Here is a 22,509-nt window from a genome sequence, read left to right as displayed (position 1 = left end):
ACAAGTTTTTATGTATTCTTCTTATAGCTTAAAAATAAAATTATTATTAAAGGAAAAGTGTGAAGAAAACGACATTTATTGCATTATTTATATTAGGTTTAAATATATCTATTATTGCAGATGAAATTAAAGTAAGAAACATATATACTGCTGAAATTACTTTTTCTGATGCCTCGATAAGTACTAATATAGATTGTAATTCAAAGTTATCTAAGTATTTATCTTTATTAGATGCTAAAAAAAAGGAATTTAGAGAAGCTTGGTGTAATACAGATAAAGGTCCTTTTAATAGCAATACTTTATTGCTTTCAGAACTGCCATATAACCTGCAATATGAAGATTTCATATATGAAATTAATAGAGATATTAAAAAAAATATTATACTAACTTATGAGAATATCTCAACAAAATCATTAAAAGTTGATTTATCAAATTATTTCATTAAAGGTTTACCATCTAATGCATTATTGGTAAAAAAAAGTATTGCGAAAAATAATCCTATTACTTCCGATTTATTTAAAATTAATTATCTAGAATTTGAAATAAAGATAAAAAAAGATGGATATTTGCTAGATGCTTTTAATAGGGGATTTAATGGTCTTGATGTTACGAGAACATATTTGGAAACAATAACGGTACCTAATCTTCATTATTTTAACAATAAAAAAATTGTATTAGATAATTTATTAATTAATAGTAAAAGCAATATTCTAACAAATACTTATAAGTATGGTTTATATGAATGTAAAAATGGTGAGAGATATTTTGAAGACATTTATCTTGATTCAAGCTGTAATTATATAGAAAAAGACTATTAGTAATTTACCTCATCACAAATGATTATTTGTTGATACTTCTAAAAAAGTATTTAAAATATAGAATAGTTTATATCTTCATTTAAATGTAATATATTTCTATAAAATTTATTATTAATGAAATATATTACATTTTACTATTGTGTTTTTATTAAAATTGTATTATACTCTTTAAAAAAAGCTATAAGAGGTTTAAAATGGAGATTTTAATAAATAAGCCACAAAATAGGCAATCTTATAAAATATCAAAAAATATAGATGAAACAATATTTATTGGAAAAATAGTTTGGCATATAGATGAGCCAAATCATAGCTATGAAGTTGTGTATAAAAGAGGAAGTATTTTTTATGCATTACTTCCTCATCCTTCTTTTTACAAAGCTAAACCTATAACTACTAAAGATTTAAACAAAACTTTTTTTGAGACAAGAGAACATTGTTTGGATGCCAGAATAAAAAGGATGGAAAGAGATCTGAAATTAGAAAAAGAATTCAAAGAAAGAAAAATATAGTAAATTTCAGTTTATTAAACTAAATTAAAAGGGGAAAGTTATTGATTTAGGAGTTAGTGCAACTGCATCACCGTATGTAAAATCAAAATCAGCAAAATAAATTTTTTTTGCTTTTGCAATTATGAGTATGTCTTCTTTTATAACATCTGTAATAAGCTCAATATTATTTATTAAATCATTGACGGTTACAATTTTTTTTGAATTTTTTATTATTTCATTAAATTGCATTTAATCTCCTTTTATTATATAATTAAGATACAATCATTATATTAAATATTATATCTCAAATGAGATTATATGATTTATTTGAGATATAGTCAAGGATTATTATGGATTTTTCTAAAAAAATTGAACTTATTCAAAAAAAATTAGGTTTCACACAAAAAGATTTTTCTATTAAATTAGGAATATCGCAAAATACTATTTCTCAATATATAACAGGGAAAAGAGTACCAGATATTAATACTATTCAGAAATTAATAGAAATTGGAGTTTCACCAATTTTTTTATTTGGTGATTCAGAGGAACCTTTTGATAAGACTTACGATATCTTTCTAAAAGCTAAAAAAATATCATTAGAAAATTCTAACGAAAGAGAATTACAAAGTATACTTGATAAGTTTTTATCTGAGGAATTAACTCTAAAAAAAATAAAAGTTAAAATTCAAAGAAAGAAAAATATAGAATTCTTAGAAAAGCTAAGAGAACTTGCAAATGGGGATTCTGAAAGAATGATAATTCTATTTTATGCAATTTTGCTTGATTTAGAAAAAAACAAACTTTTAATTACTAATGATAATTTAAATATTAAATTTTCTGAAATTATAGAGAAACATGATTTTTCTTATTTCGATACATTAAAATTTGGAATAATTTTCACAAAAAAAGATTTATCGAATTTAAAAAATTGGATAGAAAAAGAACTTGACAGTGTATCTATTATTGAGATTTTATCAAGCTTACCTACATTAAAAGAATTGATTAAAAATGAATTAGGCCCAATTAATAAAAGAGCAATATCAGCCGTAGAGAAATTATTTTTATAATTTCTCTACTTTGTAAATATCATCTCTTGCTAGATTAACAACTAAATCAAAATGATTTAGCAAATCATCAGCAGTTTTAATTTTATTGCAATGACTTAAAATTTGAACAAGTTGCATTAAATCTCCTTTTTTGTATAATTAGTATATATTCAACAAGCAATAAATAAATACGCATATTATTGTATATATCATTTAATAAATTCTTACAAAAGGAGTATTTTTGGAAATTAAAATTAAAATTAATGATAAAGATTTCATTCGATTTACACAAAAAGTAGCAGAATTGGGTTTAGATCCATTAGATACTATTGAATTAATAATCACAAAAAGTTTGAATGAAAGAAATTTAGAATCATCAATCATCAAGGAAAAAAAGTCTAAAAATGATACTGAAGAGTTATTTATAGATTTTGAAAACAAAATGAAAAAATATCATATTCATCAAAGTTCAATTGCCCATTACCTACAAACCACTCAAGCTTCAATCTCAAGAGCCCTAAAAAGTAAAAAAGATAACACCTTATTTTTCAAACAAATGAGTATATTACATGATAAATTGTTAGTAGAGGCTTATATTTATCAAAATAGAGCAGACATTGATTTTAATGAAATTAAGTTAAAAAAGCCTTTACCTGGACAATGCAAACCTTTTTTAATTGCATTAAAAGGAAGATTAAATTCAAATCCAATATTTGAAAATTTCAGTTCAAAAAATTTAGAAATTATTTGTAATTTCATACAAACAGAATATTTTCAGAAATTAGATTTTGAATCAATTTATTTGAATATTGATGACTTTATTATAGCAATAAATATTTCAGAAGAAACTATTATAAAACACCTTCAATTGTAGTGGTAGTTAAATTAACGGACTTTCTACTTTTGTCAATACTTTTTTGTTGCATTAATTGATCCTTATATAGATTTCTCATAGTATTTGTCATAACAATTAAATCTAAGTTAATAACTGATAAGAACTAATAGAATACTAAGAGGTTAAATACTTATACTAGAAGTAATTAAATATAGAAAAGAAAGATAAATACTAGGTTAAATCTAAATTAATATACTAATAAATAAAAAACAAAATTAATATATCTATAAATTTAATAGATATAATTATCTATAACTATTGACATATTATTTTTATTAAGATATAATAATCTATAAATTTAATAGATAAGGGGGGGTATTGAATGTTTAAAACAGGAAGCCCTGTAAAAGGTGCTGATTTTATTGATAGAAAAAAACATTTACCAATATTTAAAGCATATTTAGAAAACAATCAACATGTTATGATTAAAGCTCCAAGAAGATTTGGTAAAACTTCATTGGTTAAACATGTATTTGAACATGAGAGTAATTATACTTATATCTATGTTGATTTAAGAAGAGCAACTAATCTTAAATTACTTGCTAATCAAATTATTGAAAAAGCATATTCTTTTGTTGGTATTGATAACTTTTTTTATCAATTTAAAAAATCAATTACAGGTCTTTTAAAATCTATACAAAAAGTAAAAATTGATGATATTGGAGAAATAACTTTACAATATCTTGAAAAAGATGAAATTGATGAGGTTGAATATTTTTTACATGCAATGGAAATAGTTGAAACCATAGCTGCTAAAAAGAATATCAAAATAAAATTTGTTTTTGATGAATTCCAGGATATATTAAGAATTGCAGATAATTTTATTTTAGAACAATTAAGATCCGTAATACAACATCATGAGAATGTAACTTATATCTTTTTAGGTAGCATAGAAACAATTATGACAAAAATCTTTGAAGACAAAACCTCATCATTTTTTCATTTTGCAAGAGTTATGCCTTTAAGTGGTTTGGATGTTAATGAACTATATGAATATACAAAAGAATTATTAAATACTTTAAAAGTTAATTATGATGAAAGTTTATATAATTTTTTATTTTTTTTACAAGGTCATCCTGATTATTCAGCACAATTTTTACAATCACTATATTTTAAAATAAAAATTGAAGATATCAAAATTATTGACAATGAATTATGCATAGATACTTTAAAAAATTCAATTATTGAGAATAGGGCATATTTAGAAGAGCTTATAATGAAAGCAAAACAGAAAAAACATCATTATGAAGCTTTATTATCTATTGCTAATAATAAAGTTATAAAACTAAATTCAAAAACACTTTATAGTGTGCATAGTTCTCTAGAAGATATGGGATTAATTAAAAAGATTGATAGAGCTAATTATATTATTAATGATATTTTTTTAAATATTTTGTTGCAGCAAAAAGATGATGAAAATATCATAATTGAAATAGATAGACATAATAAATAAGGATTAAAGTATGATTAGAATAATTATAGATACAAGTAAAGCAACAGAATTGGAGAAAAAAAATATGAAACCATTATGAAAAATAATGAATTCTTCTTAACTCAATTATATACGGAAGATGGAGTAGAAGTTAAAAGTTTCACTAAAGAAGAAGAGGAAATTGCAGCAGATAATAATTGTACAATTAGTGTTGGATTAGAACCAAGTGTTATCTTAGGATTTTTGACAAGAGAAGAAGCTGAAAAAAGAGCAAAACAAAAAGACTAAGAAAAAAATTAGTCTATTTTCAGAGAATAAATCTGAAATATACAAAGAGCATAGATATGTTTTTATTAAAGCAAATTAAATTAAAAAATTTATATAGCAAAGGAATTAAATTATGAGAAAAATATTTATTACAACTATTCTATTATTTGGAATATTTATTTATTTTTTTGAGGGCAAGAGAGAACCAACAATGGAACATTATAAAGGATTGAAAAAGTTTGAGGATGAGATAAAATTAAAAATCGAATGGGCAGAATCTCTAGGTAAAAGCACTTACAAAACAGGAGTTGTTAGAGAAATGAGAGCTGTTTATTGTAATTTGGAAATAACTGAGTATAAAAAGACACTACAAGAAATTAACACATTTAGACAGTCTGAAAAACATACAAGAGATATGGTATCAAAAATTTATGACAACTGGCATGATCGTGTGGATAAGTGTATTGAAGCTAAAGAAGCAAAGGAAGCTATTGATTTAAAAAATGCAAAGAAAAATTTTATGAAGTAAAGGTTAAAAAGGATTCTTTAAATGATTAGAATTTTGATTATTTTAATAGTCTCTGTATTAGGTAATATAAGCCTTATGGTATATGACTATAAACATATTGAAAATATTGAAAGTATAAATAAAATTGGAATGATATTTAATGTAATTCTATTAAGTCTTTTGTTAATAGAATTGTTTAAGATCAGTAAAAAAATATGGTTTAATAAAAAAGAGAAAATTTTAAAAAATTAGCACTCAAAAGGTGCATTAAAGAGGAAAGATTAGAGATGAAACTTGAAGTGAGAAGAAATTGGGAAGAAAGAGACAACGGAACAAAAAAGAAACTACCTGATTTTACAGTTTGGATGTATGGAACAACTGAACAACTTGACAAAATGGAGTCTCTAATGGAAGATTGGCAAGATTGTAATGCACAAGTAAGAGAACATGAAAATGATAGCAAAGGCATCTTTACTGATTTTTATGTTGTAGATGAACTAGATTTAAAAGATTTTAAAGACGATTTTAAAAAATTAAAAAAATCTGCACAATAATATGTAGCAAAGGTGAATTTATGAGAAAAGTTGGAACATTAGAGGTTTATTGGGTTGATGGTTGTGAGCCTTGCAATATCCTAGAAGAAGTAGGTAGAAGATATGTTGTATGTGATGTTAGACTCTCACAATCAGAGAAAATTGAAAACAGAAGATATGTTAGAAAAAAAAGAGTAAAAACGCACTAATTTAGTGCAATTCTGAAGGGTATCATTATGAGTAATAAAGAAAGAATAGACTTTAATTACAGCACTAGTAAAATTTGATAATAGGACTAAAAAATGCCAATTGTTGAAAAATTAAAAAGAAGAATTTATCAGTTTTTTGTAAAAGTAAATGAGATAAGATTTGCATATATAAATCTTGCAATGATGTTTGCTTCTGCAATGCTTGTAATTTTATTAAGTTGCAAGTAAAATATAAAAATGTGTAAAGATGGGAAGCAATGATGAGGTTACTCAAAACCTCATTAAATATGATTATTTATTTTTTTACTATAAATTATTTTTATTAAATCCTCTTTAGTAATATTATTAGCTTTGCATAAAGCTCCTAAATAGAGACAATCTAATTTTTTTTGATTGTTCTTTTTCATTAATCTAACTGCTCCTTCAGAGATACCAATATAATTAGCTATTTTTGTATTTTGTATTTCACCAATATTTTTACCAGTTATATTTACAAAATCAATAAAATCATTTTTCTTCATAAATATCTCCTAGTGAGCTGAATAATTTTGGGATTAGTTTTGAAGCAGTTTCAATATCAAGTTCATCTAAAATATTTTTAATATTATTCTGGACTATTATACAATCATAAGCTCTATTACTTTCAATCTTAATAAATCCACACATAGTATTAAATCTATTTGAAATCTCTTGTTTAGTTGGTTCTTCTTTTTCTAAGTCTATCTCTTTTATTAGCACTTCTAAATCACCATTATTTAAAAGTGCTTTTTTATTATCTTTTGAAATTACCCAATTAATTTTCATTTTATTATCTCTCTTATTTTCTATTTATCTTTTATTCTTAAAGTATCATAGGTATATCAATATTTGTCTCTTTATTTGCATCACCAACAGCTTCAAATACAATTTCAATAGGTGTTTCATTACTATTTAGTTTATCTGAAAATTTTGTATATTGTTTATAAAAATCAAGTTTTACTGTACCTATTGGTCCATTTCTTTGTTTTCCTATAATAATTTCTACTTCCTCCACAGGCTTACTAATAAAGGTAGATTTGTATTTTTCTCCTTTTTCATAAGCTTCTCTCTCTTTTTTTGCTTCTTCTTTTTCCCTATATAAATCATCCCTATAAAGAAAAATAACTTTATCAGCGTCATCTTCTAGTGTTCCTGAATCTCTCAAATCATTCAATAAAGGTCTTTTATCATATCTACTTTCTAAATTTCTATTCAATTCAGAAGTTGCAATAATTAAGATATTTAATTCTTTAGCCAATATTTTTAGTTCTCTACTTATCTGATTAAGTTCCAAATATCTTAACTCAAGTGAAGTTGTAGATTTAATAAGTTGTAAATAATCTATATAAACTACATCAAATTTATTAAATATATAATCTTTTTTAATTTTTGTAATAAGTCCTTTAATATTATAATTTGCTGTATCTATCAAGAACCTATTATTTAAATCCTCAAAAGAAGATTTTAAAATTTCAATTTGTATATCATCCAAATCATTTTTAATAATATTATTTAAAGGTATTGAGGTATTTTGAGATAGTATTTTGGCATAAAATGTTTCTTTTGATTGCTCAAGATTATAAACTCCTATATTTAAATCTATTCTTATTTGATTATTACATAGTTGTGCAATAAAATTACTTTTACCTATCATTGGTCTGGAAGCAATAATTACAAATTCTCCTTTAAACATTAATAATCTTCTATCTAAATCATAAAACCCTGTTTTAATGATTTCTCTACCAAATATATCTTTATTTTTTTTATCTTCTGATTTATCATTCAATTTTAAATCTAAATTTTTATCTTTAAAAAAAGAATATGAAAAAATTAATACTTTATAATTTTTTTCTAATTTAATATATTTTGCAAGTCTTGAAGTATTAGTTATAAAGAAAACCTCATTATCATACTCACACAATTCCTCTTTTATAATCTTACTAAAGTCACTTTTTAAATCAAATATTCTTTTATATAAAATATCTGACATAGAAATAATTTCTGTTATATCATTTATATTCATTTGATTTTCCTCATATAATCATACAAAATGTTTCAATTCTTATTGTTATAATAATTAAGAACATAGTTGCACTAATAGTATCTTTACTAACAATTTTTGTTTTTATTTTTAATTGTTCTTTAATTAAAAAAATAACTTCTAATGTAAAAACTTACTATAAAAACTCCAAATTTTATAAAAAATCTAATAATACCAGAAGGATTATTGAACTTAATATAAATACCTTATTCTCTCCAAACAGTACATTGTATTTACATATTAATTTGTCAATTAAATTTATTTTTTCTTCTTTATTACTCTAAATTTTCATAGAGAAATTGTATTCAGTATTTTCTTTTACCGCAACTTCTAATGCTTTTAAATATGATTTTCTTAATTCAGGATTAGTCCAACGATTAGCTTCTTCATATTCATAGTTTAAAGCTTTAAAAAAGTGTTCTTTTTCATCATTACTAATTTCTATATCCATTATCTTCAATAATCCTATATAAGATAAAACTACCTCAAGTTCATAATTTAATGCTACTTGTAAGATATCAGTTCTCTTTTTAATAAATTCTTGTTTAATACTTTCTAACTCTTCCTCAACAATTAATACTTGTAAATCTTCTATTCCAATATATTCTTCGATCTCAAGAAAAAAATCTTGAACTTCATCGTTACTTATTAAATCTGTTTCCCATGCTCCCATCTTAAACTCCTGCTTTACTACATATAATTCTTATAATATTCTCTTGCAAAAGGAAGAACCTCTCCTTCAAGCCCTACTGCACTTTCAAACGAAGATACAAAAGCATCACCATCAAGCCATTCTATAATCTTTTCATAGGGTTCATTATCTAAAACACCATTACAATTACATATATATGAATCAACAAATTTTTTTAAGAGTTCAATTTTGTTAAAGCTTAACTTTTCATCTTTAAATGTAATTTCTACGGGGTTATCTCTATAATCTAAAATTTTCATTCTAATCCCCTATTTTATATAATTACTTGTTTTTCAATAAGATAATCAGATAAACAACCTAAAGTTTCGTTATTAATATTTTTATCAATTTTAAGTTCATGGAATACTTTTATAATGTTTTCATTATTTGGCATCAAAGTTAGTTCTGCAATAAATAAACATAATTGAACAACTGTTTTAGTAACTATTTTAACTTCTTCAACTTTTGAATTTTTTGAGAACAATACAACTGTAAAATCATATTGTTTTTCTTTATCCAATTTTTCTAACTTAATCATTATTTATTATCCTTTTATTGCATATTTTGTTGAGATTTTGTCTCAATTATTTTTTTAATTTTTCTAACTTCATCTATTCCCAAATGAGTTAAATCCATGCTTTTAATATCCCATTTAAAAGATTCAATCTCTAAATAATCTAAAGCATCTTGATTGCTTTTGAAAGGAAGCCACCCATAATTAGCAGTATTACAATAATCATCAAAACTATAACCACCATTATTTGTTTTCAAATAAAACATTTTATTACCACATTTTTCAACAACATCAGTAATAATTTGCTCCTTTAAAGGAATTCCTCTTCGTACTGAATTTGTTTGAGGAATTAACCAAACTTCTTGACCTTTTAAAAGTTTCATTTCTTTTGCTTCTAATGGGTACATAATTGCACTAAATACCAAGTGCTGATTTAATTTTTTCTTGTGTACTTTTAGTGCCCTTTTCAAATCCATTTCTAAAAGCCCATTCATAAAGATTTACATATTTTATAATATCTTCATCACTTAATTTTTCTTCTATTGTAAATATATGTACTCCGATTAGATAAAATTCAGTTTTATCTTCAAATCTATTCAATCTATACCAATCAAAATAATGTTCATATTTTTCATATTTATCTTCAAGTTTTTTAGGTAAAGAACAATCAATCAAATCACTCATTTTAAACCTTTGCTGCACCTTTTGAGTGCTAATTTATTTTTAAAATTATGCAAGTAATATAACGTGCAATATCAACTATTATTATTTATTTAAAATCGTCCAAACTTTGTGTTACAACAAAAGCTTTAGTTCTCATTTTAACAATCTTCTTTTCTTTAGAGCCAATCACTCTATGTTGTAAATTCTTTTCAAATAAATCTTTTGAAATATCTAATAATTGATTAAGTGCTTTTTTCTTTTTTGCTTCAATAACCAAATAGATTTCCTCTTTATTGTTGTCGGTTAGCATTTCAATGTCTTCATAACCTTCAATAATAGGATGATTCGCACTTTGTAGCTTTTCATAAAAAGTTTTAGTCTCTTTATTTTCTTTTGGCTCTTTAATACAAATGATAATTTCCATTTTTTCCCTTTATTGCATATTTTTATTTAATAAAGATAATAAAATCTTTTTATCTTCATCTGTATATGACTTATTAAAACAATTAATCATTTCAATTGTATAACCTTTTTTGTCTAAACAATATCTCATTTGTTTTACTGCTTTATTTGTAATATCTTCATTATCTATTTTTTTTGAATCTACATTATAAAACTTCTCTGATATTTGAAACAAACCAACAAATTTATCGTTTTTGCTAAAAGATAAAGTTACTTTGTTCTCATCCAACCCACTTTCAAGTGTTGCAATTTTTTTAATAAAGTTTGCATTTATACTGTAAACTTTACTATATTTGTCAAAAAGTGAATCAAATTTTGTCGTATCTATCTTTTCTGCAAAAGCATTTAATAACCCACCTAAAACCACTAAACTTAAAGCTATTTTTTTCATACGATTCCTTTACTGCACTAAAATCGAGCTGATTTGTTTTTAATTTTTTTAGACTTAATCTTAATATTTTTGTAAAATTTATGAAGTTTACATACTGTACTATTTAGTTTAGAAAAATGTTTATCTTTTATCTCGACTTTTAGTTTACAATCAAATGTATTTCTAATTTCAACCATATTAATACAGTTATTACAACAAGCCTTAAAATTATCAATACTCCATGCCAATCTAACCATAGTCTCAACCTTTCACTTTATTGTATGTTTTTAATCTCAAACAAGCTCTATTAAATTTTATTCTTATTTTCAATATCTTTAATTTTTTTAAAACAATAAACCATATAAAATATCTCAATTATGAGAACTATAATTGTGGATAAAATCATATACCACATGTATTGTGGCATCGAAATTAAAATCAATATTACAACAAGTGAACCTAGCTCAATAAACCTTGGGGAAAGAGCCGTTGCACTAAAAATATTTTTCTCTTCTTCTAAAAGCTCATCCATATTGTCTTTCTCTGATATGTTTTTTAAATAGATATTTAAAATATTAATTTTTTGTCGATATAATTTTAGAATCCATAATGAATTGAAAAGAAGATAGCAACAATATAATAATATTAACGAATTTAGCAATAGCTCTATAGTTATCATTTCTTTTTGCTTTTCTTGACATTTTTTTCAATACAATTCATATAAGCCAATGATGTGACAATCGCTATTATGGTAAATACAATTAAAAAGCTTCCTATAAAATTTAAATTTTGCTGAAATGCGTATATTGCACAAACTATGCATTCTATAATTATTCCTATAAGTGTTAATATAGATTGAAATGGCGATATCATAAGTGCGAAACCTATTACCCCAAATGTTATTAATACTTCATGTTCCATTTACTTTTAACTCCTTTTTCTTTAGTAAATGATAGAATTTTATTAACAAATCTTCTATCAATAATTCTTTTGATATTGCCAATATTTTTTAAATACATATTTACAATTCTTATATGATTTTCATTACTACTTTTTATTAGTATAAAATTTCTCACTTTTATAGATTGCCTGTCTTTATAACTTACAAATTGAAGTTCAACATTTTTTTGGAATCTATTAAATAGTTGTGATAGTTTTCTATTAACATTACCCTCTGAAAAAGCCTTTCCACTAATTTCAAATGCTTGAATTTTCATTATTTAACCTTTACTGCATATTGTTTTGAGTAAAATCTACAGATTTAACCAAACAACCACTTCCATAAATCTCATATTTTTCAATTTCTTTAATATTCACAATCTTTTCATTTTCATTGCCACGATTAAAATAAATATAATATTCTTCTTGCTCTACCTTTGCAACACCTGAAAGAATTTTAAAAGATTCAAATGGACTATCTTCATTTAAAAGATATAAAACTACTGTTAACATATTGACCTCACTTTATTGTATATCCAAATCAGGATATTTATTTTTTATTTTTTCTAGTTTAATTTCAAGTTCTTTAACTTTTTCATAGTTTTTATCTTTGATAAATTTGTCAAATTCACCTTTACTATTTGCATAAAGTACTGCTATAACACACATAAATAAATAAAAACCAAAACTTGCCATTTCAAACCTTTTTATGATATATTTTTAATCTTTAATAAAAGTATTATTTTCAGTAACACCTAAATTATAGTCAGCACAAATTCTATTTGTTTTTTTAGAACTTTTAAAAGTTGTTTTTATTTTCCACTTTTTCCCCCAATGCTCAAAATTACCTTTTTCTACTGAAACAATTTCATCATTTTTTTCCAAAAAATTCTCAATTGTATTTTCGTTTGTGTAAGCAATTAATGTTTTCATAATTAATCCTCTAAATTTATTAATATATTCGTATTATATACTAAAAATTCAATTAAAGTCAAGTATATTTAGTATATATTACGAAATTTTATTTATTTTAGATTATAATATTGAAATATATTTCGATTATAATCATAAAAATAGAAATATATTAGTATAATCAAATTTTATTTTAAAATAAAGGGAATTTTTGGGTATGTTTAAAAAATTAACTGATAAAAAAATTGCAGATATATTTAATATAAGTGAAAGAAACTTGCATCAAACCTATAAAAACCCAAAACCTACTACATTAAAGAAAAATTTAACAGATACAGAAATTAAAAAAAAGCAAGAACAATATATGATAATAAGACTTGGTTCTACTTGTTTAGAATATGATATTAGTGAAGAAGAACTACTAATAACTATAAGCTTTTTAAAAAATATTGAACAAGAATTGAAAGTGAAAAATAAAATTAAATAGAAGAATTAGTAAAATTTTGACTATAATTTTATAATAAAAATATAGCAATGTTAAGAGTATAGGGGGCTATACTCTTTGTTTTATAATAAATAAACATAAATTAACAATGCAGGAACAAAAAATAAGCCACCATTAGAGATAATATTAATTATTGAAAATCTTCCACCTAAATTTTTTCTCTCTATATACTCAAAATAAACACCTCTACATATACCAATAATAACAAAGATTATAATTATATAATTGAATACAATATTTTTAAAATCAATACTTTTATTTTTAAGTTCTCTTATGTTTTCTACAATTTCTATGTCAAGAACTTCAAAAGAATTAGCCAATAATACTGTACTGCAATATAGCATAAATATTGCTACTAGTGTAATTTTTTTCATCATAATTTCCTTTAATTTTTTTAAATAGTATGTTTGTTAAATTAAATTAAAATTAAAGAATAATATTTTACTCATAAAATATCTATGTTGTTTCATATTGTAATATTATATATAAAATATAATTTATTTAGTCAAATTTAAAATTGATTTATACATCACTAATTACTTAATAAAAATGAAATATATTTCATTTTTATCATTTTAGATTAATTGAAATTTTTGTAAAATATTTTCATCTATAACATATTTCTGATTACAAAGGTTAAATTTGCTTACTACTATTCAAAATTATGAAATCATAAACTTTACTCCAGAGGGGAAAGAATTATCTTTACTTGCAAACAACAATCTATTAGAAATATTATATAAAAAGTATTCTTTTGGGTTTCAAGATGGTGGGTGTTTAATTTTTGCATCTTTAATAAGTAGTTTTGTTGAAAACTCTAAAATAGTAAGTGTAGGAAGAAGAGGAAATTCAGATCATTTTGCAGTCTCAATGAAATCAAAATATGGGAATATATATATTGATTCTGATGGAGTTTTTACAAAAGATGAAATTATTTTTAAACAATTCCAAATGGAATTGTTTGCTTTAGTTCCAAGTTATGAACATATAATTATAGAAGAATATGATTTACACGAGTTCAATACTTTAGATATAGTTTTTGATGAAAGTATAATTAGTGATATGAAAAAAGATTACGGTTCTTTATTAGTAAAAATACTAAAAGATTTACAGGGTTAAATTACATTAAAAAAGATAGTTTTTAAAACTATTTTTACTTCTTGGGATGAGGTTATTTAAAAAATAAGCTATAAAATATAAATAAATAATTAATTAATTTTTTAATAAAATTTGTAATTAAAAAAAGGAAATTGATAATGGGTTTAGATTTAAAAGTACAATTAAATTTAATTGTTATTTTATTGGCAATTTTAGCAATTGGTGTTAACTTGATAAAAATTTGGTTTAAGCAATATGATAAAGATAGGCACAATTATATATACTACTTTGTTTTTAATATTGTAGTGTTACTTAATATATCAATTTGGTGTTATTTAATAACAAGTTTTGAACTATTTATGGGGATTAAAAATGTACTTGAGGAAAACTCATTAAATATTTTTATAGACACATATATTAATGATAGTTTTGTATTTAGTATATTAGTTATAATGGCTTTAACAACAATAATACTATTGTATTATGTAGTTACATTTTTATTTGATGTAATATATGCATTAACATATTTTATCTTTTTTGGAACTGTAAAAAATGCAATAGGACAATTAAATTTAATTAAAAAGATAGGTTTTGCAATATTTCATATTACATTAATTATATTATCTATTTATTTGATACAGTTATATTTTTTTATGCAAATTATACAATTTAATTTATTGCCATTATATGTATTAACTGGATTATTAGCATTTGGTTTTATCCTTGTAAAACGAGGTAAATAAGCTTCACCCTAATTTTAGGGTGAACAGAGTTCACTAAATTAGCTGAGATATTTTTACATCATCTGCAATTTGTAAACTATTAAAATGACTATTTCTTTTACAACCATAACTTGTTAACATTGCAAATTTTAATTCAAATTTTCCTTTTACCCCATATTTTGAAAACATATTGATTTTGTTTAAAATATTTTTTCTATATGAATCTGTAATTTCAAATTCGTCATTATAAAATTTGCACTCAACTATTTCATATACATTATTCGTATATTCAATTAAGATATCAATTTGTGCTCCTTGTTCATTCTTATTATCACTCTTATAATTCCAATAAGAATAACTTCTCATTAAGCCTTTTGTTTTTCTGACATCTAAATATAAATCAATATTTGTCAAACATACTGTTTCAAAAGCAAATCCACTCCAAATGTTATATTTTTGACTTGTTGCAATAGAATTCCAATATGGTAAACTAAGATTCATAATATCATTTTTACTTTTATCGTTTAACCATTTTTGATAAAAAAGTATATATGGATCTGAAATTATATATTTTGTATTTATTTTTGAATTAAATTTAGATAGCCCATGAATGAAGCCACATTCTAATAAATCTTCAACTCCATTTTTTAACTTTGCACCAACTTTTATTTCTAATCCATCTGCGATTTCATTTAGAGTAAAACCTGATTGTTTACTAGATAAGAAATTAATAATTGAGATTAAAAATGATGCTCTATCTTGATATAGTGATTTAAATATAGTTGTAAATTCTTTGTTTAAATGCCCATCAATTCTAAAAAACAATTCATCAATATTTTCATCAATTCTTTTTTTAGGATTTAAAAAACTTAAATATTTTGCAACTCCTCCAAAAATCATATAAAGTTCTACAACAGTTTTATCATCAATTAAAAAACCTTTTTCATTTAGTAAATACTCTTTAGTTTCTTTTAAATCAAAGGGTTTAAGATGAATTTTTTCTGTAAGTCTTTGATAGAGCGGACCATTTGAATCTTCAAATATTTTATTTTTAATCCAGGATGAATTTGAACCACATATAATCATAATAATATTTTTATTTGGTTCACAAAAATCATTCCAGAAATGACCTAACGCACCTAAAAAACCATTATTGTTTTTTTTATCAATCCAAGGTATTTCATCAATAAATAATACAAATTTTCCATTTTTTGATTGATGTGATGTAATAACTCTTTTTAAAAATATAAAAGCTTTACTCCAAGAGTTAATATCTTTTGTTGGTTCTACTTTAAACCAATCATAAATTGATTCAATAAAATTTTCTATCTGCGTAGAATTATCTAACTCATATGAGCCTGTAAACCTAAAAAATGTACATTCTTTTTTGTGTTCGTTAAACATATAGTTAATTAGATATGTTTTTCCTATTCTTCTTCTACCATACAAAGCTAATAATTCACTTTTTGAGGAATTGCACAAGTTATTTAAAATTGAAATTTCATTTATTCTACCAATCAATTACAATCCTTTCATTTAATCTATGTATAAATGAAATTATATCAAATATAATATAAAAGATTTCATTTTTTATTCTAATTTATGAAATACTATATATTTATACTTATAAGATTTCACTTTTTATAATAAAGATGATTAAAATTTCTCGAAGCAAGTAGTAAAGTAGTAAAAAAAGGATAAAACTATTAAGATTTATCCTTTTAAAAATTTTACATTCCAATTAATTATTTTGAAATACTATCCTTTAAACTTTCCACCAATAAATCCCAAAAGTTTTTTTACTATATATTGAGAACAATTAACAAACACATCATTATTACTATTTAATAAGTCTTCAGATAAATTATATGAGACTTTTAAAAGTATTTTGATGAAACTTAATCATTGATGGCGACATCTTTTGTTCTAAGATCTCAAGAGTATTCTTGTAATTCTTTACAAGAAGCTCACACTCTTTTGTAGTTAGCTTCACATCTAAAAAGTCTCTAATTTCATTTTTTATTTTTTCAGTAAATAGAGGCTGATTTTTCCAAGTAATTACCATATAGTTAGTAATAATATCCCCTAAATACTGCTTATAATCACTAATCTCTTTTGGTGCATCAGTAAAATCTTTTTCAATGAGCTGAAAGATATAGTATAAAAATAAAAATGGTCTATTTTTTACTGGATTATCCATTTGTAGGATTTCAAGAAGTTTTGCTACGAGTGAATCGTTTTGTTTTTCAAATCTTTGAATAATTTCATCAATCAAAATCTTATTGAGTTTCTCTCTTAAGTGTTCTTGAAACATCATAAGCGTTATATCATTCAATAAATCCATATTTGATGAATCTAATTTTGGAAGATTGTTCAATAAATGGGGTTCAATCCCCAAAAATAAAAAATTTGGATTGGCATTGAGTTCATTAATATATTTTAATAAAACAGTTGATGTTGGCTTAACTTTGTCATTTTCATATCTAGCAATGGCTGTTTGTGCAATATCTAAAATATTAGACAACTCATTTTGTGTTAAATTTAATTTCTCTCTAAATTCTTTTAAATACATACTTTCATTCCTTATATTTATTTCCATTGAGACCTTTTACATAATCACTGTTTTTAATATCATGCTTTACTTCTAATTTAATTCTTTTTTATATGATTTATTTAATTTGTCCCAAATTGGGACAAAAAGTTTTATAGTTTTTTTAAGTAGTCTATAATACTATCTAACTCATTTTTACTTAGTAGATTAGTATCAATAACAATTTCTATTTTTGTTTCTTCTTTTTTAATCTCATAAGATTCACCTTTAGTTGATATCTCTTTTTCATCTTCTTCCCCAGCAATAACATCAATATCTTCTTCCCTTTGAGTATCATTAATTATTCCTGCTTTAACGTGTGAAAAATCATCATCAGGTATCACATCATGATTTACTTCTCTTACAGTTGTTTTTGATGAGGTTTTTTCTACTATTTTCTCATCTTCAAGTTTCTTGATTTCATCTACTTTAAATTTATCAATCTCTTCATTAGTTAATTCATTATTAGATAGTTTTTCAAGTAATACTCTATGGCAAGTATGTTCAGTCTCTAAAATTTTATGTAACTTACTAATATTATTTATATTATGTCCAATAATAAATTTCATATCATCTTCTGAAAATTCTGTTAATCTTAATCTTGCAGCAATAAAATTCTTATCTCTCCCTAATAATTTTGCTAAATCCCTTATTGATAAGTTTTCACTATCTTTTAATTCTTTGTACGACAATCCTAATTCTACACAATTTAAATCAACCCTATCCATGTTCTCAATAATTGCAAGGTTCTTCATTTTTAATACATCAATATCTGTTAATACAATTGCTTTTATGGTTTTTAAATTAGCTAGTTTATGTGCACGTAGTCTTCTCTCTCCCGCAATTAATGTAAAAGTCTTATCTTCTTCATTCTCTACAACAACTATAGGTTGTATCAATCCATGAGCAACAATTGAATCACATAATTCTTTTAATTTATCTTCATCAAATCTTCTTCTAGGCTGAAAAGGATTTGCTTTAATTTTATCTACTTCTAATTCTCTAAAGCTCTTATCTTTTGTAATAGTTTCAATAAACTCTTTTTTTAATGCTCCTGCACCATTATTATTAAGTTTTGATGATTTTAAATCTGCACTTACTTGAAAAAACTTTGTTTTATACTTCTTCTTTAATTCTGCTAATATATTTGTTTCATCTTTTGGATTTTTTAAAATATATTCAAATATTTCTAAAGAACTTAATTCTAATATCTCTTTAAAACTCATTACATACCCCTAATTCTTAGACATTTTATCAATGATTATAGCATCTAATATTTCAATAGTTAAATTAAAATAATCTCTAACTAACTCATGTGTTGGATTATATACTAATACAGATCCCGTATCATATTGAGACTCATTTAACACATTATCTAATTTAATAACTTGATTAAAAAGTTGTGCACTTCCTAAATCAGAACTATCAGTATTTATATATAGGTCCTCATTAATAATATCCTTATTTGTTCTTTGGATATTAATATTTTTTTGGAATTTATTTATAATACCACCTAAAACTACAATATCTTTACCTTTCTCTTTTCTATAAGTCTTCTTATGCATCTCTATTGGAACTAAGAAAGGTGCTATCCCATCCCTTGCCATTTTATCAGCAGTTAATGAAATAATAAAATAGTCAGTTGCCATAATACTCATTCTTAATGGTAGTGAAATTGATGGAGGTGTATCTATTATCACAAAATCATAATCATCTTTTACATAAGATAGTATTTCATCTAATACTTTATTTACATTTCCATATGTTTTTAACACTTTATCTATATCTTCATACTTAAGTGCATTTTCAATACTACAAGAGTTAGGTATGATATCTATTTGTCCTGCAGTCTTTACTTTATGATTTAAATTTATAATTCCATCTTTTACCATTGTTTCTATATTATCATTCTCAACCTCAGCCATTAAATCAACTATTGTATATTTAAAATCAGAGTTTTCCAAATCATACAATTCATCTATTTTATTTATTTGCAAATCTATCTTTTTATCTTTTTTATATCTATACAAATCAAACATTGATGTAGTATTCCCTTGAATATCCAAGTCAACTATTAAAACTTTTCCTTTTTTATTTGAATTCGTTGACATAAATGCTAATACTGATGCCAAATTAATTGCAGTAGTACTCTTTCCTACACCACCTTTAAAATTTGATAGTGATATTACAATACATTCACCAAATTTTTGAATTAATTTATATGCTTCTATCATTTCCTCTAAGACTGTTGGAATTAAAACTTCTCCATCTTTATTTAAAATACCTGGTATTCTTTTCTCTAAAACATCCTCTTTTACAAAAGAAGTATTTTTAAATTTATTGTAATCTTCTAATGTTACAAATGGAGATTTTTCCATCCTATAAGATAACAAATTTTCTTCAAATTGTTCAGGATTATTCTTTTGTCTATGTCTTATTGTAGACTCATGAACTTCAACAACCTTTGCTATTTTCTCATTAACTGGTTTAGTTAAACTACCTACAATAAATTCATCTAAATTTATTTCTAATAAGTCATTATCAACCATTAAATATCCTTTATATTTTCTATTACGATTAGCAATCGTAATCACATTACGGTACTATATCGTAATAATATTACGATTGTCAATAGTAATGTAGAACAATTTTTCAAAATGTACTATTTTAAGGCTTTTTAAATTGTTTCTTAGTTGTTTTAATAAATTATAAAATAGGATTTATATAATAAATATTACATTTAATAATATATACCTAAAATAAGGGATTTAAAAATAGAAAATAAACAAAAATATTTATATTTACAAACTATATATATTATATAAACATATTAATATATATTTAATATTAATATATATATAATAATCACATTAAATATTAAAGGAGTACTGTTGTTGACAGAATGTGCAATTAGATATTTTGAAAAAAAAGATTTTTCTAATATTGAAAAACTTATTTCGACTCTTGAAAGATTAGAAAGAAAAAGAGTTTTAAATATTTTAATTTCTATTTTTGGTGTTTCGGAAGTTATAAAGTGTATTGAACAAAACTTTATAGCAATTGGCTTAAAAAAAACATTACTTACTTACATTAACTAGAAGGACAATATATGGCAAATAATCAAATAAAAGCAAAAGCTAAAATCAATGTACAATACAAACCAAACAAAGAGGTTTATGAAGTAGCTATTAACAATAATTGTTATGAACTTTCAAGAGCAGAAGCAGTTGAACTACACAACAAGTTAAATGTTGATCTTAAAAAAAATCCACCGTTATTCAATATTAATGAAATTGAAGAAGTTAAGTAATAAAGTAAATAGGAGTAAATATGAAAAAAATCTTTATTAGTTCTATTATTGCTGCTACTTTTCTTTTTGCAGCTCAATCAAATGCACCTAAAGATATTAACATAGAGAGTAATTACAAAAGCACTCTTTATGATTATTCTAAAATGAAGAATGAAGATATTAAATCTTTTCTTTACAAACTTGAAAGTACTAACTCTTTTTTTGCAGAACAATTAAGAGATTATACTGTTGTAAAAACTTGTAATGATGAATTCTATAATAATATTACACTTGATGAATTAATACAGATAGCAAATAGTAATTCTATTACCTTTTTTACTGCATTAAAATATTTAAATAAAGAAAAACCTACTATGGAAGAAAATAAATACTTACAGATACTAAACAATTATAGGTTTATTAATTGTGGAGTAGGTTCTTACTATACTGACAAACCATATATGGATTTAGTAAAATGAATAAAGGGCATAAAGATATTTCAATTATAGATGATGAGGTTATATTATCTAATTTTTCTAAAAGAAAAAAATATTCTTACCAGGATATAAATGTACTTGAAGATATAATTTTAAATCATCCTCATATCAAATTTAACAATGAGCAAACTAAGTTAATTATACATACATTAAATCAAATAAAAGACAAAAGTTTATTTAATTGGGATATCAATAATGCCCTTAATATAAAAAATCAAATCTTTACCTCATCACCATTAATTATTAAATGATTTCATTAAATCTAGTTATATTTAATTAGATTTATGTGAGATATTTTAATTTGGAGGTTACTTTAATGAGAATGGAAGTATTCACAAAAAAAGAAGCATTTGGATTAGGAATTGTTGCAAAAGAAATTTTTGCTTCAAATGTTTTAGATTTAGATGAAGACAAAAACACTTTTTGTATAGTGCAAGAATACTCAAATACTACATATGAAAAACTAAAAAAAATACCTATTGATACTGGAATATCATTAGAAAAAAAAGAGAGTATATTAAAGATTTTTAAAAATATTGAAGAGGGTGAAAAATTTATTTGTGTTAATGATTATCTCTACAATGATTACAGCCATATGAAAGCAAAAGCATATTGGAAATTAGTAGAAAGTGTTAACAAAAATATTCCTTACCAAAAAGCAGTTCTAGAGGTAAATGAATGGTTAAAAAATGAATATGAAAAGAAAGGTTTATAATGAATATTTTATATATAGTAATTGCTTATTTAGTATGTATTAATCTTATTACATTTTTTGTATTTTATGCAGACAAAGAAAGAGCAATTTTAGATAGATATAGAGTGCCTGAATTTAATTTACTTACTTTGTCTTTTATTGGTGGTCTTATTGGATCTTTTTTTGCAATATATGCTTTAAAACATAAAAATAGAAAAGTTAGTTTTCTACTTAAATTTTATGTAATTGTTTTTATTGAATTAATAATAGCAATTGAGCTTTATAGAATTTTTTTTTAAAGGTATCGT

Annotated in this window: 43 protein-coding genes; 19 read left to right on the top strand and 24 right to left on the bottom strand. The window is 23.4% G+C overall.

The features are described 5' to 3' along the window. Positions 1 to 59 precede the first annotated feature (59 nt). Both AMYT_RS14735 and AMYT_RS14730 read left to right on the top strand, forming a co-directional pair. Positions 60 to 818 carry a hypothetical protein gene (locus tag AMYT_RS14735; RefSeq protein ID WP_114843379.1) on the top strand — a complete coding sequence of 253 codons (759 nt, stop codon included), beginning with the start codon at positions 60 to 62 and terminating at the stop codon, positions 816 to 818. Positions 819 to 1,012: 194 nt separating this feature from the next. Further along, a complete protein-coding gene (locus AMYT_RS14730; RefSeq protein WP_114843378.1) occupies positions 1,013 to 1,327 on the top strand; it encodes a hypothetical protein in 315 nt (104 codons plus the stop codon). Positions 1,328 to 1,351: 24 nt separating this feature from the next. Here AMYT_RS14730 and AMYT_RS14725 read toward each other — a convergent pair whose 3' ends face one another. Beyond that, complete coding sequence (locus tag AMYT_RS14725; protein ID WP_114843377.1) at positions 1,352 to 1,555, bottom strand: hypothetical protein; 204 nt, start codon at positions 1,553 to 1,555, stop codon at positions 1,352 to 1,354. A 101-nt stretch (positions 1,556 to 1,656) separates the two neighbouring features. Here AMYT_RS14725 and AMYT_RS14720 point away from each other — a divergent pair, with 101 nt between their 5' ends. Next, positions 1,657 to 2,373, top strand: coding sequence for a helix-turn-helix domain-containing protein (locus AMYT_RS14720; protein WP_114843376.1), 717 nt, complete (start codon positions 1,657 to 1,659; stop codon positions 2,371 to 2,373). Here AMYT_RS14720 and AMYT_RS15180 read toward each other — a convergent pair. After that, the gene (locus tag AMYT_RS15180; protein ID WP_265936037.1) at positions 2,368 to 2,490 is read right to left on the bottom strand and encodes a hypothetical protein; all 123 of its coding nucleotides are present in this window, start codon (positions 2,488 to 2,490) and stop codon (positions 2,368 to 2,370) included. The genes AMYT_RS14720 and AMYT_RS15180 overlap by 6 nt on opposite strands. A gap of 103 nt (positions 2,491 to 2,593) precedes the next feature. Between AMYT_RS15180 and AMYT_RS14715 the strand changes: the two genes are divergently transcribed. The 7 genes from AMYT_RS14715 (at position 2,594) to AMYT_RS15175 (ending at position 6,424) form a co-directional block, all read left to right on the top strand. Next, positions 2,594 to 3,226 carry a hypothetical protein gene (locus tag AMYT_RS14715; protein WP_114843375.1) on the top strand — a complete coding sequence of 211 codons (633 nt, stop codon included), beginning with the start codon at positions 2,594 to 2,596 and terminating at the stop codon, positions 3,224 to 3,226. 343 nt (positions 3,227 to 3,569) lie between these two features. Next, a complete protein-coding gene (locus AMYT_RS14710; RefSeq protein ID WP_114843374.1) occupies positions 3,570 to 4,700 on the top strand; it encodes an AAA family ATPase in 1,131 nt (376 codons plus the stop codon). Between the two features lie 75 nt (positions 4,701 to 4,775). Beyond that, the gene (locus AMYT_RS14705) at positions 4,776 to 4,967 is read left to right on the top strand and encodes a hypothetical protein (protein WP_114843373.1); all 192 of its coding nucleotides are present in this window, start codon (positions 4,776 to 4,778) and stop codon (positions 4,965 to 4,967) included. 112 nt (positions 4,968 to 5,079) lie between these two features. Next, a complete protein-coding gene (locus AMYT_RS14700; protein ID WP_114843372.1) occupies positions 5,080 to 5,475 on the top strand; it encodes a hypothetical protein in 396 nt (131 codons plus the stop codon). A 266-nt stretch (positions 5,476 to 5,741) separates the two neighbouring features. Next, the gene (locus AMYT_RS14690) at positions 5,742 to 6,008 is read left to right on the top strand and encodes a hypothetical protein (RefSeq protein WP_114843370.1); all 267 of its coding nucleotides are present in this window, start codon (positions 5,742 to 5,744) and stop codon (positions 6,006 to 6,008) included. Positions 6,009 to 6,028: 20 nt separating this feature from the next. After that, the gene (locus tag AMYT_RS15020; RefSeq protein ID WP_162919531.1) at positions 6,029 to 6,196 is read left to right on the top strand and encodes a hypothetical protein; all 168 of its coding nucleotides are present in this window, start codon (positions 6,029 to 6,031) and stop codon (positions 6,194 to 6,196) included. Positions 6,197 to 6,289: 93 nt separating this feature from the next. Continuing rightward, entirely contained in the window at positions 6,290 to 6,424 is a 135-nt protein-coding gene (locus tag AMYT_RS15175; RefSeq protein WP_265936036.1) for a hypothetical protein, read from the top strand. Between the two features lie 53 nt (positions 6,425 to 6,477). On the opposite strand, the gene AMYT_RS14685 is transcribed toward AMYT_RS15175, so the two are convergent. From AMYT_RS14685 to AMYT_RS14610, 17 genes are all read right to left on the bottom strand, one after another. Continuing rightward, positions 6,478 to 6,717, bottom strand: coding sequence for a hypothetical protein (locus tag AMYT_RS14685; protein ID WP_114843369.1), 240 nt, complete (start codon positions 6,715 to 6,717; stop codon positions 6,478 to 6,480). After that, positions 6,704 to 7,000, bottom strand: a complete 297-nt coding sequence (locus AMYT_RS14680) for a hypothetical protein (RefSeq protein WP_114843368.1) — start codon at positions 6,998 to 7,000, stop codon at positions 6,704 to 6,706. Before AMYT_RS14680 ends, AMYT_RS14685 begins: the two co-directional genes overlap by 14 nt. 37 nt (positions 7,001 to 7,037) lie before the next feature. Further along, complete coding sequence (locus tag AMYT_RS14675; RefSeq protein ID WP_114843367.1) at positions 7,038 to 8,237, bottom strand: DnaB-like helicase C-terminal domain-containing protein; 1,200 nt, start codon at positions 8,235 to 8,237, stop codon at positions 7,038 to 7,040. A 298-nt stretch (positions 8,238 to 8,535) separates the two neighbouring features. Next, positions 8,536 to 8,928 (bottom strand): hypothetical protein, encoded by a 393-nt coding sequence (locus tag AMYT_RS14670; protein ID WP_114843366.1) that lies wholly within the window; start codon positions 8,926 to 8,928, stop codon positions 8,536 to 8,538. Positions 8,929 to 8,945: 17 nt separating this feature from the next. After that, on the bottom strand, positions 8,946 to 9,206 hold the full coding sequence (locus AMYT_RS14665) for a hypothetical protein (protein ID WP_114843365.1): 261 nt from the start codon (positions 9,204 to 9,206) through the stop codon (positions 8,946 to 8,948). A 14-nt stretch (positions 9,207 to 9,220) separates the two neighbouring features. Beyond that, positions 9,221 to 9,484 (bottom strand): hypothetical protein, encoded by a 264-nt coding sequence (locus AMYT_RS14660; RefSeq protein WP_114843364.1) that lies wholly within the window; start codon positions 9,482 to 9,484, stop codon positions 9,221 to 9,223. Between the two features lie 14 nt (positions 9,485 to 9,498). Further along, positions 9,499 to 9,867, bottom strand: coding sequence for a hypothetical protein (locus AMYT_RS14655; RefSeq protein ID WP_129085789.1), 369 nt, complete (start codon positions 9,865 to 9,867; stop codon positions 9,499 to 9,501). A 7-nt stretch (positions 9,868 to 9,874) separates the two neighbouring features. After that, the gene (locus tag AMYT_RS14650) at positions 9,875 to 10,144 is read right to left on the bottom strand and encodes a hypothetical protein (protein WP_114843362.1); all 270 of its coding nucleotides are present in this window, start codon (positions 10,142 to 10,144) and stop codon (positions 9,875 to 9,877) included. Between the two features lie 85 nt (positions 10,145 to 10,229). Beyond that, on the bottom strand, positions 10,230 to 10,547 hold the full coding sequence (locus AMYT_RS14645; RefSeq protein WP_114843361.1) for a hypothetical protein: 318 nt from the start codon (positions 10,545 to 10,547) through the stop codon (positions 10,230 to 10,232). Positions 10,548 to 10,556: 9 nt separating this feature from the next. After that, positions 10,557 to 10,976 carry a hypothetical protein gene (locus AMYT_RS14640; RefSeq protein WP_114843360.1) on the bottom strand — a complete coding sequence of 140 codons (420 nt, stop codon included), beginning with the start codon at positions 10,974 to 10,976 and terminating at the stop codon, positions 10,557 to 10,559. Between the two features lie 17 nt (positions 10,977 to 10,993). After that, positions 10,994 to 11,212, bottom strand: a complete 219-nt coding sequence (locus AMYT_RS14635) for a hypothetical protein (RefSeq protein ID WP_114843359.1) — start codon at positions 11,210 to 11,212, stop codon at positions 10,994 to 10,996. Between the two features lie 50 nt (positions 11,213 to 11,262). Then, entirely contained in the window at positions 11,263 to 11,487 is a 225-nt protein-coding gene (locus AMYT_RS15015; RefSeq protein ID WP_129085790.1) for a hypothetical protein, read from the bottom strand. A 143-nt stretch (positions 11,488 to 11,630) separates the two neighbouring features. Further along, positions 11,631 to 11,876 (bottom strand): hypothetical protein, encoded by a 246-nt coding sequence (locus tag AMYT_RS14625; RefSeq protein WP_129085791.1) that lies wholly within the window; start codon positions 11,874 to 11,876, stop codon positions 11,631 to 11,633. Continuing rightward, positions 11,858 to 12,172: a hypothetical protein gene (locus tag AMYT_RS14620; protein ID WP_114843356.1), complete on the bottom strand. Its 315-nt coding sequence runs from the start codon at positions 12,170 to 12,172 to the stop codon at positions 11,858 to 11,860. The genes AMYT_RS14625 and AMYT_RS14620 overlap by 19 nt, the downstream gene beginning before the upstream one ends. 10 nt (positions 12,173 to 12,182) lie before the next feature. After that, positions 12,183 to 12,407 (bottom strand): hypothetical protein, encoded by a 225-nt coding sequence (locus AMYT_RS14615; protein ID WP_114843355.1) that lies wholly within the window; start codon positions 12,405 to 12,407, stop codon positions 12,183 to 12,185. 12 nt (positions 12,408 to 12,419) lie between these two features. Further along, the gene (locus AMYT_RS15010) at positions 12,420 to 12,590 is read right to left on the bottom strand and encodes a hypothetical protein (RefSeq protein ID WP_162919530.1); all 171 of its coding nucleotides are present in this window, start codon (positions 12,588 to 12,590) and stop codon (positions 12,420 to 12,422) included. Positions 12,591 to 12,614: 24 nt separating this feature from the next. Next, a complete protein-coding gene (locus AMYT_RS14610; protein WP_114843354.1) occupies positions 12,615 to 12,827 on the bottom strand; it encodes a hypothetical protein in 213 nt (70 codons plus the stop codon). A gap of 196 nt (positions 12,828 to 13,023) precedes the next feature. On the opposite strand from AMYT_RS14610, the gene AMYT_RS14605 reads away from it, so the two are divergent. Continuing rightward, positions 13,024 to 13,293: a hypothetical protein gene (locus AMYT_RS14605; protein ID WP_129085792.1), complete on the top strand. Its 270-nt coding sequence runs from the start codon at positions 13,024 to 13,026 to the stop codon at positions 13,291 to 13,293. Between the two features lie 80 nt (positions 13,294 to 13,373). Here AMYT_RS14605 and AMYT_RS14600 read toward each other — a convergent pair whose 3' ends face one another. Continuing rightward, positions 13,374 to 13,685: a hypothetical protein gene (locus AMYT_RS14600; protein WP_114843352.1), complete on the bottom strand. Its 312-nt coding sequence runs from the start codon at positions 13,683 to 13,685 to the stop codon at positions 13,374 to 13,376. A gap of 268 nt (positions 13,686 to 13,953) precedes the next feature. On the opposite strand from AMYT_RS14600, the gene AMYT_RS14595 reads away from it, so the two are divergent. After that, the gene (locus tag AMYT_RS14595) at positions 13,954 to 14,430 is read left to right on the top strand and encodes a hypothetical protein (protein ID WP_114843351.1); all 477 of its coding nucleotides are present in this window, start codon (positions 13,954 to 13,956) and stop codon (positions 14,428 to 14,430) included. Between the two features lie 137 nt (positions 14,431 to 14,567). Next, on the top strand, positions 14,568 to 15,152 hold the full coding sequence (locus AMYT_RS14590) for a hypothetical protein (RefSeq protein WP_114843350.1): 585 nt from the start codon (positions 14,568 to 14,570) through the stop codon (positions 15,150 to 15,152). A 33-nt stretch (positions 15,153 to 15,185) separates the two neighbouring features. Here the strand turns inward: AMYT_RS14590 and AMYT_RS14585 are convergent, their stop codons facing one another. The 4 genes from AMYT_RS14585 to AMYT_RS14570 form a co-directional block, all read right to left on the bottom strand. Beyond that, positions 15,186 to 16,652 (bottom strand): AAA family ATPase, encoded by a 1,467-nt coding sequence (locus AMYT_RS14585; RefSeq protein WP_114843349.1) that lies wholly within the window; start codon positions 16,650 to 16,652, stop codon positions 15,186 to 15,188. Between the two features lie 343 nt (positions 16,653 to 16,995). Next, positions 16,996 to 17,703 (bottom strand): helix-turn-helix domain-containing protein, encoded by a 708-nt coding sequence (locus AMYT_RS14580; RefSeq protein ID WP_162919529.1) that lies wholly within the window; start codon positions 17,701 to 17,703, stop codon positions 16,996 to 16,998. 131 nt (positions 17,704 to 17,834) lie between these two features. Then, positions 17,835 to 18,947 carry a ParB/RepB/Spo0J family partition protein gene (locus tag AMYT_RS14575; RefSeq protein ID WP_114843347.1) on the bottom strand — a complete coding sequence of 371 codons (1,113 nt, stop codon included), beginning with the start codon at positions 18,945 to 18,947 and terminating at the stop codon, positions 17,835 to 17,837. A gap of 9 nt (positions 18,948 to 18,956) precedes the next feature. Further along, positions 18,957 to 20,270: a ParA family protein gene (locus AMYT_RS14570; RefSeq protein WP_114843346.1), complete on the bottom strand. Its 1,314-nt coding sequence runs from the start codon at positions 20,268 to 20,270 to the stop codon at positions 18,957 to 18,959. Positions 20,271 to 20,615: 345 nt separating this feature from the next. Between AMYT_RS14570 and AMYT_RS14565 the strand changes: the two genes are divergently transcribed. The 6 genes from AMYT_RS14565 (at position 20,616) to AMYT_RS14540 (ending at position 22,500) form a co-directional block, all read left to right on the top strand. After that, positions 20,616 to 20,819, top strand: a complete 204-nt coding sequence (locus AMYT_RS14565) for a hypothetical protein (protein ID WP_114843345.1) — start codon at positions 20,616 to 20,618, stop codon at positions 20,817 to 20,819. Positions 20,820 to 20,830: 11 nt separating this feature from the next. Further along, a complete protein-coding gene (locus tag AMYT_RS14560) occupies positions 20,831 to 21,031 on the top strand; it encodes a hypothetical protein (RefSeq protein WP_114843344.1) in 201 nt (66 codons plus the stop codon). Between the two features lie 20 nt (positions 21,032 to 21,051). Continuing rightward, entirely contained in the window at positions 21,052 to 21,489 is a 438-nt protein-coding gene (locus tag AMYT_RS14555; protein WP_114843343.1) for a hypothetical protein, read from the top strand. After that, complete coding sequence (locus AMYT_RS14550) at positions 21,486 to 21,758, top strand: hypothetical protein (protein WP_114843342.1); 273 nt, start codon at positions 21,486 to 21,488, stop codon at positions 21,756 to 21,758. The genes AMYT_RS14555 and AMYT_RS14550 overlap by 4 nt, the downstream gene beginning before the upstream one ends. A gap of 65 nt (positions 21,759 to 21,823) precedes the next feature. Next, on the top strand, positions 21,824 to 22,222 hold the full coding sequence (locus AMYT_RS14545; protein WP_114843341.1) for a hypothetical protein: 399 nt from the start codon (positions 21,824 to 21,826) through the stop codon (positions 22,220 to 22,222). Beyond that, on the top strand, positions 22,222 to 22,500 hold the full coding sequence (locus AMYT_RS14540; protein ID WP_114843340.1) for a DUF1294 domain-containing protein: 279 nt from the start codon (positions 22,222 to 22,224) through the stop codon (positions 22,498 to 22,500). Before AMYT_RS14545 ends, AMYT_RS14540 begins: the two co-directional genes overlap by 1 nt. Positions 22,501 to 22,509 lie beyond the last annotated feature (9 nt).

This window comes from Malaciobacter mytili LMG 24559 (assembly GCF_003346775.1).
GTDB lineage: Bacteria > Campylobacterota > Campylobacteria > Campylobacterales > Arcobacteraceae > Malaciobacter > Malaciobacter mytili.
The sequence above is the reverse complement of the archived record's forward strand: the minus strand, read 5'-3'. Positions and strand labels throughout refer to the sequence as shown.